This window comes from Alistipes sp. CAG:29 (assembly GCF_000435435.1).
GTDB lineage: Bacteria > Bacteroidota > Bacteroidia > Bacteroidales > Rikenellaceae > Alistipes > Alistipes onderdonkii.
On sequence record NZ_FR893502.1, the window covers coordinates 1 to 6,364 of the forward strand.

Sequence of the window (6,364 nt, forward strand, 5' to 3'; positions counted from 1 at the left end):
CGAAGCCGCCGCGGAGCGCGACCGTCTGCAACTCCGGATCTATGCCGAGGCCATTACTGCCTTTATGAAAAGGCAACCCGCAGCGCTTCCGGGCAATGTGTCCCTGTGCGACTATGCCGAGGTGCTGGTCGATATCGCCTATGAAGCCGGCCGCAGAAAATTCCGGCCCTCGGACAACTCCCGCGATACGGCCGCGACGCTCATTGCCTGGGGCGACGAGTTCTCCCGGCGGCACGGGAATACGGACTGGGCGGAGAAGGAGTACCTTGACGAGATTTACAGGTTCATCGACGGGAAACTGCCAAGCGTTCCGAGTAAGGACGATCCGAATGCGGAGTTCGACATCGCCTTTCTGAACCGTGCGGCACTCGAAAGACACGGATACGATACTGCGACGATTACGGACGGCGATCTGCAGGAGTTGGCCGGACGGATGGGCGATTATTATTGCGACAGTTCGTTCAGCGAACATCTCCATATGGCTTGCGACGATTTCGGATTGCAAACTCTGGAATAGTATTGCTTCATATTTTCTAACCTGCGCTGCGACCTTTCGGCTGCGGCGCTCTTTATTTCCATTACTATGAGTCACATAATCGTAAAACGTATCACCATTACTTCGGACCTACGGGTGATGGTGCGTATGGCGGCGAACAACATCCGCCCGCTCGACTTCCGTTACGGCGAGATCGAATCGCTGACCGAAACGTTGCGCACGAAAGGCCGTCCGACACTCGAACTGGAACTGCTGTCGCTCTTTTTCAGGGGCCTTTAGCAGGGCCGAACCCGCTATGACCGGGCTGTCGGTTACACGCTGCTGACCGACGGCATCGACAAATACGAGGCGTGGGAACGCTGCCGCGAGGACAAGGAGTACGAACGGAGCCTGCTGCTGCGCATGCGCGGCTTCCTGCACTACCGTCCCGTTCCGTGCTGCTGCCACCTCGAACACCGGGGGTGCCCCGTGCGGCGTATTTCGGCCGGGCGCATCTCTTTCTCGCGGCAACACCGCCGCATCTTTCCGAGCGTCATCGACGCACAGGCCGCGCTGGTCGCAAAGGGCTGGAATCCCGACGACTTCCAAATCATAGAAGAAGATACCAAAAATCTTAAATCTCAGAAACAATGAAAACCTATCGCATCAACAAAAACGCCGAGCGTCTCGCTCAGGGGACGGGCTTCGCTCCCGAATTGATCTATAATATCTCGCTTGTCCGGCTTCAGGGCCGTAACGGCCGCTGTGGGCGCTTGAAGACTTTATCAATGAAAAGCTATGCCCCACAGGAAAAGTTACGGTGTGGGACGAAACCGTCATTCGTATGGCACTTGATCTGAAAGACATGGACACGCTGGCTTGCCGAATCATCGACCTCTGTGAGCGAGCCGGTGTTCAGGTTCCAGCGTGTCTGACGCTGCCCTGTACAGAACGATAATATTGCATACTCACATAATATCCATTTAATCCAACATCAGCCATGCACGAAGCAGAACGATATCTACGCGATCCGAAAACCCCGAACTCCCTGTATATCCAATATCAAGGTCGACGCCGACGCCTGTTTTACAACCGCGATCAGAACGTTTGCGGCATCATAGCTGTCGGCAAACGAAGGCGGGGATTCGGATTCAGCGACTGGGACGGAATCGAAAAGATATTCTGGCCGGCTCCGGCCGAAGATCCCGCGGAAACCGACCGCCGCCTGATCCGCAAGTTCCAGCGCGAAGCAGCCAAGGCAGGATTCACAAGTCCGTTCATACGCAAAATCCGAAATGCAGATTACAGCAAGGACCTCTATGAAAACGGTATCACGACCGGAACCCGCATCGACGGGCAGATCATCTCGCTCGAAGCCGTGCGCAAATGGTGCGGCGAGGAAACGTACCGGTGTTTCTGCGAGGCCGTCAGAAACCGCACGCCGTACCATTCAGTGCAATTCGACTTCCGGGGTTACGACGGCTCGCTCTGGGTGGAGCCCTGCGACAAAGATGACGACTACAATCAAGCCGGAGACCTGAATGCCGGATTTTCAAAAGAATTCCGCGGGTGCGGCAACGGTTATTACTACCTGCTTATCAACGAGCGAACCTTCATCGGTTGCGATATAGATTAATGAAAAATTTGGACTATTATGAAAATCATGTGTCAGGAGCACTACGATAAGGTAGTGCAATACGCCGAAAGCATCGGCGACAGCACGCTTCGGGAATGTTTGGAGCGCCTCGAACGCCGTGAGCAAAATCCCCATCATCCGTGCCAGATCGAACTTTACAGGGACTTCGCGCCCTATTCGTTCCTCTTCAAGGAACGCTATCCCGACGGGAGTCTGGGCGTTGTCGGCGGATTGGTTTATCATGGATGTCCGGATCGGTCGTGCTGTTTTATCGACCGTCCCTTTCACGGCTGGGCGACCCACACCTGAAAAACCGGTTATTTATGCGTATGAAAATTTTGCGCTATGCTGCAGACAGGGACAATCGGTTCGGAGATGTCCGTACCACCGTATCCGACCTTCGTCGGGGAGTGTATATCCGATTTGTCCCATGTTTGCTGCGGCGAATGACGAGCGATAAGACACAACTCTTGAAGGCGTATGCCGGACAAAGCACGGAAATTGCATATCATCAGGATAATTCGTATATTTGTAAAGCGAAACGAACTCCGGCCCATGACCATATTCGATGACTATATCCGAAATAAAGGCTGCTGCAAGGTCTCAAAGACATTACTTTGGGACTATGACTTGACGCAGTTCGACTGGCAGCGTTCGCGTAAGGTCGTCGTGCAGCGCATCATAGAACGGGGATGGCTCCGGGACTACTTCGCGGCGTTCGACCTCTACGGAGGCATCGAAGGCTTCCGGGAAATTATCAAAGAGGTTCCGACACTCTCGGCGCAGGATATGAATTTCGTATGTACGGCTTTCGGCCTTAAAAAAGAGGAATTGAGATGTTACACACGCAGACAGTTGCGCCGCAGACACTTGGGTTGTTGAAACAGTTGGAGGCCGAGCCCCGGCTTGCGGCGTTCAATCTGGCCGGAGGTACGGCTTTGGCCTTATATCTGGGGCATCGTGTGAGTGTCGATCTGGATCTGTTCACTCCGGAGTCGTTCGACGCCGGGGAACTCGAAGCGTTTCTTTCGCAGCGATACGGATTCCAAACGGCCTTCAGGCGCCCCGACACGCTGAAAGGCATGATCGACGGCGTTAAGATCGACTGCATAGCTCACAAATATGCATATCTCCGGCAGCCCTATGCGGAATCCGGAATCCGTTTATACAGCATCGAGGATATCGTCGCCATGAAGCTGTCTGCGATAGCCGACGACGGTTCGCGGCTCAAAGATTTCGTGGATATCGCCTGTCTGTCCACCCGCATCCCGTTTTATGAGATGCTCAAATGCTACGAACGAAAATTTCCGCAGGCAAATGTCATCCGCCCGTTCAAGGCACTCACATATTTCGATGACATCGATTTCGGTGAGGATATCGTCATGCTGAATTTCGAATACGACTGGAAGCAGATCGCCCGACGACTGAAAGAGATGACAGTCCGCCAAGAGCATATTTTTTCGCAGTGGCCGTTAAAAGAACAGAAACTTCCCGTAGCGGAGGACAAGGATACGACCTCTATGAAACGGGGCCGGAAGAGATGAATCCGTATCCAAGTTAAAAATGTCCGAATCCGGATTTTTATTTTCCATATATCACGATGTGCCGCCCTGCGGCAATACAATAACCTGTTGGTATAATCGTTGGACTGCCGATGAATTTTTTAAGCTAAAAAGTTTGTTTACCTTTATCGGATAAAAACTTACAAAACATGACCAAAGCAGATATCATAAAGCAGATCGCCCGGGAAACGGGCGTCGAAGCCGTGACCGTTTTAGCCGTCGTGGAAGGTTTCATGGAAGAGGTGCGAGCCGCACAGATCCGCAAGGAAAACGTTTTCCTCCGCGGTTTTGGTACGTTCCTGATTAAGCATCGCAAAGAAAAGACGGCGCGTAACATTACGAAGAATACGACGATCAAAATTCCGGCACACGACATTCCTGCATTTAAGCCTTCTCCCGCCTTCCAGCGGCTTTTGGAAAAGAAATGATTGCCACAACGCCCCGATTCGGATGTTCGAATCGGGGCGTTGCCGTTTTATCGCTGCCGGTGACCCGTCAGGCATTCAGGCGTGCATGGTCTGCGAGGAACTTCTCCAGCCCGCTGTCCGTCAGCGGATGTCTGAGCAGCCCTTCGATTGCCGCAAGGGGGCATGTCGCCACATCGGCACCCGCATCGAGACACTGGATAATATGCTGCGTATGACGGATCGAAGCGGCCAGCACCTGCGTTTTGTAACCATAGGTGCGGTAGACCTTCACGATGTGGGCTACCAATGCCACGCCGTCTTCGGAGATGTCGTCGAGACGTCCCACGAACGGAGACACATAGGTCGCTCCGGCCTTTGCCGCCAACAGCGCCTGCCCCACGGAGAATACCAGCGTGCAGTTCGTCCGGATATTCTTCGCCGCGAAGTATTTTACGGCCCGTATTCCTGCGGCCGTGCAGGGCAGTTTCACGACGATGCGGGGATGCAGTGCCGCCAGCGCCTCACCCTCTCGCACCATTCCTTCGAAGTCGGTGGCTATGACCTCGGCGCTCACGTCCCCTTCGACGATGTTGCAGATTTCAACGTAATGACGGTTGCAGTTCTCCGTACCCCGGATGTTCTCTTTGGCCATCAGAGAAGGATTGGTCGTTACGCCGTCCAGAACGCCCAGTTCATGCGCCTTGCGAATCTGCTCCAAATTGGCTGTGTCGATGAAGAATTTCATGGTTCGATAGGTTTTAGGTTTCCATAAAGATACGAAAATTCCATATAGGTTATACCGGATAATATCCGATTTTACATTGCGGAAATTCTTTACGACGCTGTCAGTGTCTGGAAAAAGTCCGTCGGCGGCTGTACGGCGGCATGCTGTCTTCCCGGATACCTCGGGCGGCGACATATCTCCGGTTCGGATTCACGAACCTTTGCGGGGATCGGAATTCTCGTTGCGATTTTCGGTTCTTCTCCCCGGGATACCGCATAGTCCTATACGCCGGACACATCCGTAGAAATCGGATGTTAGGACATTCGAACGTCCGGAATGTAGGCCGTGGGGATCGTTCCGTTTGCGGGCATCGTTTTTTTGCTTTACCTTTGCATCCCTGTAAGGAAAAGCCTTGTTTTTCCGGAAAATTCAGAGAGATAAAACTTTACCGAATCATGTATTGGACACTTGAACTGGCATCGAAACTCGAAGATGCCCCCTGGCCCGCAACGAAAGATGAACTCATCGACTATGCAGTACGTTCGGGTGCGCCGCTCGAAGTGCTCGAAAACCTGCAGGAGATAGAAGACGAGGGTGAAATCTACGAATCTATCGAAGACATCTGGCCCGACTACCCCTCCAAGGACGATTTCTTCTTCAACGAAGATGAATATTGAGTTTCCTCAAGCTGCATGAAAGACACCCCGGTACGGTCTGAAAACCATACCGGGGTGTCTGATTGTTCGGAAACGAACAGCCTTTCAGAGCCGCAGCGTGCGGAACCACGTCTGAATATCCTCTTGCAAAGTGCTCCTGTAAGATCGCCGCACGGATTCGAAACATTCCCACTGCTGCATAAAAACTTCCGCATCGGGTTCGACCGCCTGTCTCTTTACAGGAGTTTCGCATCCAACAATTCCCCTGCGGGTATCTCCACCGTCTGATGGCGGGCTCCGTTTTTCTCGACGATTTCCAGCAAAAGCACCTTGTCGTCGGGGATCGTAAGCTTGGGCAGCGCGAATACCGTCCGCTGACGCTGGTGCCCCCTTACAACTGCCGGATCGTTGCATACGCGCAGGATTTCGAGCGATGTCTGCTGTTGTGCCGTACGCTTGGCGAGTTTGCGATCCGCTACGATGAACCGCCGCGCATCCACCTCGAAGGAGATGTTCGTGTCGTTCGAGATGCAGGTGTGAATGTATATCACGTCATTGAACACGTAAATCCCCAACACTTCGACTTCAATGCCGTACTTCTTCGCACGAATGCCCTTCACGTCCGTACGGTTTTGGCGGTATATGTCGCTCAACATGCGTTTTACGGTCGCGGGCTTTTCGCGGCCTACTTCGCGCAGCAGCACCCGTCCCTCGGATGCTGGGGCCGCCGGCTCGGCCTTCGGATGCTGGGGCCGTCGGCTGCGGATAGCCCGCGGCAGCCGGTTTCTTCATACTTTCTGGTTGCGGTTCCTGCACTGTAAGATTGAGGGTCGAGACAGCCGGGTTCTCGGCATAATGAACGTCGAAGGTGAAGAATCCGCCGTCCTCGGTGATAACCGTCAGG

9 protein-coding genes and 1 pseudogene are annotated in these 6,364 nt (G+C 53.5%); 8 read left to right on the plus strand and 2 right to left on the minus strand.

The features are described from left to right. The 7 genes and pseudogenes from QVP03_RS11610 to QVP03_RS11640 all read left to right on the plus strand — a co-directional run. Positions 1-517 (plus strand): annotated as a pseudogene (locus QVP03_RS11610) (hypothetical protein); the annotation flags it as partial. A gap of 66 nt (positions 518-583) precedes the next feature. Further along, entirely contained in the window at positions 584-775 is a 192-nt protein-coding gene (locus QVP03_RS11615; protein ID WP_232045456.1) for a hypothetical protein, read from the plus strand. Between the two features lie 700 nt (positions 776-1,475). Then, complete coding sequence (locus QVP03_RS11620) at positions 1,476-2,111, plus strand: hypothetical protein (RefSeq protein WP_022333583.1); 636 nt, start codon at positions 1,476-1,478, stop codon at positions 2,109-2,111. An 18-nt stretch (positions 2,112-2,129) separates the two neighbouring features. Continuing rightward, a complete protein-coding gene (locus tag QVP03_RS11625; RefSeq protein ID WP_009596277.1) occupies positions 2,130-2,420 on the plus strand; it encodes a DUF4120 domain-containing protein in 291 nt (96 codons plus the stop codon). A 246-nt stretch (positions 2,421-2,666) separates the two neighbouring features. After that, positions 2,667-2,993: a DUF6922 domain-containing protein gene (locus QVP03_RS11630; protein WP_014774786.1), complete on the plus strand. Its 327-nt coding sequence runs from the start codon at positions 2,667-2,669 to the stop codon at positions 2,991-2,993. Next, complete coding sequence (locus QVP03_RS11635) at positions 2,948-3,655, plus strand: nucleotidyl transferase AbiEii/AbiGii toxin family protein (protein ID WP_022333584.1); 708 nt, start codon at positions 2,948-2,950, stop codon at positions 3,653-3,655. Before QVP03_RS11630 ends, QVP03_RS11635 begins: the two co-directional genes overlap by 46 nt. Before the next feature lie 167 nt (positions 3,656-3,822). Next, positions 3,823-4,101 carry an HU family DNA-binding protein gene (locus QVP03_RS11640; RefSeq protein ID WP_022333585.1) on the plus strand — a complete coding sequence of 93 codons (279 nt, stop codon included), beginning with the start codon at positions 3,823-3,825 and terminating at the stop codon, positions 4,099-4,101. Between the two features lie 67 nt (positions 4,102-4,168). Here the strand turns inward: QVP03_RS11640 and fsa are convergent, their stop codons facing one another. Continuing rightward, complete coding sequence (gene fsa / locus QVP03_RS11645; protein WP_014774785.1) at positions 4,169-4,825, minus strand: fructose-6-phosphate aldolase; 657 nt, start codon at positions 4,823-4,825, stop codon at positions 4,169-4,171. Between the two features lie 434 nt (positions 4,826-5,259). On the opposite strand from fsa, the gene QVP03_RS11650 reads away from it, so the two are divergent. Continuing rightward, positions 5,260-5,481, plus strand: coding sequence for a DUF2795 domain-containing protein (locus QVP03_RS11650; RefSeq protein WP_009596288.1), 222 nt, complete (start codon positions 5,260-5,262; stop codon positions 5,479-5,481). Between the two features lie 215 nt (positions 5,482-5,696). Here the strand turns inward: QVP03_RS11650 and traN are convergent, their stop codons facing one another. Further along, positions 5,697-6,164, minus strand: coding sequence for a conjugative transposon protein TraN (traN, locus tag QVP03_RS11655; RefSeq protein ID WP_288210798.1), 468 nt, complete (start codon positions 6,162-6,164; stop codon positions 5,697-5,699). Between the last annotated feature and the right edge of the window lie 200 nt (positions 6,165-6,364).

Bases quoted from the DNA above. Each gene is read 5' to 3' on its own strand.
- QVP03_RS11630 (WP_014774786.1), top strand. From the start codon at position 2,667: ATGACCATATTCGATGACTATATCCGAAATAAAGGCTGCTGCAAGGTC.
- QVP03_RS11620 (WP_022333583.1), top strand. From the start codon at position 1,476: ATGCACGAAGCAGAACGATATCTACGCGATCCGAAAACCCCGAACTCC.
- fsa (WP_014774785.1), bottom strand. From the start codon at position 4,825: ATGAAATTCTTCATCGACACAGCCAATTTGGAGCAGATTCGCAAGGCG.
- QVP03_RS11640 (WP_022333585.1), top strand. From the start codon at position 3,823: ATGACCAAAGCAGATATCATAAAGCAGATCGCCCGGGAAACGGGCGTC.
- QVP03_RS11650 (WP_009596288.1), top strand. From the start codon at position 5,260: ATGTATTGGACACTTGAACTGGCATCGAAACTCGAAGATGCCCCCTGG.
- QVP03_RS11635 (WP_022333584.1), top strand. From the start codon at position 2,948: ATGTTACACACGCAGACAGTTGCGCCGCAGACACTTGGGTTGTTGAAA.
- QVP03_RS11615 (WP_232045456.1), top strand. From the start codon at position 584: ATGAGTCACATAATCGTAAAACGTATCACCATTACTTCGGACCTACGG.
- QVP03_RS11625 (WP_009596277.1), top strand. From the start codon at position 2,130: ATGAAAATCATGTGTCAGGAGCACTACGATAAGGTAGTGCAATACGCC.